Raw genomic sequence first — 1048 nt, 5'->3', positions numbered from 1 at the left:
CTTTTCCTTCCTTATAATCTTGACAGCTTCTACCAAAGCCTTCAAATCGTTCAAAGGATTAAGTGAGCGGAACAATGATATAGGATATTCCTTCACCTCTACACCATTTCTGATAACAAGCTGATGCTTATCATCCTTACCACAGACAATGACATACTCATTATCTTCCACCTTATTATATATAATAGAGTTTCGGATATCAATATCCAATCCTCCTATCATCTGACCTATATGTAAAATCTTCATTTTATTCATCTAAATACACTCCTAGCTAATGATTCTAATTTTGAGAACTTGTATAAACAACTTGCAAGCAAAACGATATTCAACAATGTGAGAATATTCATAATACACAAAGGAGTGACATATCTTAAAAGTAGAATTACAACAAGTGTAACCAAACAAAGTCCAATAGTTACAAACGTCAACTTTTTAAATTCTTCTTCTTTTTTACACCATTGTTCATATTCAAAAGGGACATGCTGAATTGGTTCGTATACATTTGCATAAAACGTTCCAGAAACATCACTTATCATACCAAGTGAAAATTCGGTCTCATCATATTTGTGCGGAAACACCTCATTGAGATATTCGCGATCAAGTTTACCAAACATTTCAGCCTTATGAGAATCATAAGAACAATAATCAATCATATAGCTCCTTTTATTATCCCAATAGTACCATACATTATTAATATCCTCACAAATTCCCTGCAATTGTTTTGCTGAAAATTTTGACACTGGATAATCCTGTCCAGACAAAATGCACGGATAAGCAAAATGACCAAGCTTATCCATTAAGTCATTAAATAGGAATACGTATTCTGCATCCTCTTTCTTTGTCCCTCGATTAATGGAGAAATAAACCTTAGCAGAAGATAAAAACTTAAAATAATTGCTCAACCTATGCATAAAAGGTTGCATGACAAAATGATACCTTTCGATTACATTAGCTCCAATATGCTGGTTTTCCAAAAATAATATAATAAAACCACCTGTAAGCAACGCCACAATTATGGGGATGATAATAGATACTTGTTCTTCCATTG

At 32.9% G+C, this 1048-nt stretch carries 1 protein-coding gene and 1 pseudogene; both read right to left on the bottom strand.

Annotated elements, in window-relative coordinates; translation table 11 throughout:
* Nucleotides 1-255 (bottom strand): annotated as a pseudogene (locus QVD32_RS13220) (glycosyltransferase); the annotation flags it as partial.
* The coding region (locus QVD32_RS13215; protein ID WP_287710400.1) for a hypothetical protein at nt 252-1048 on the bottom strand (797 nt) is incomplete at its 5' end. The pseudogene QVD32_RS13220 and the gene QVD32_RS13215, both read right to left, overlap by 4 nt.

The sequence above is a fragment of the Barnesiella sp. genome, assembly GCF_022723415.1.
Classification (GTDB): Bacteria; Bacteroidota; Bacteroidia; order Bacteroidales; family Barnesiellaceae; genus Barnesiella; species Barnesiella intestinihominis.
Note: the sequence above shows the minus strand (reverse complement) of the source record. Positions and strands in the feature narration are given on the sequence as shown.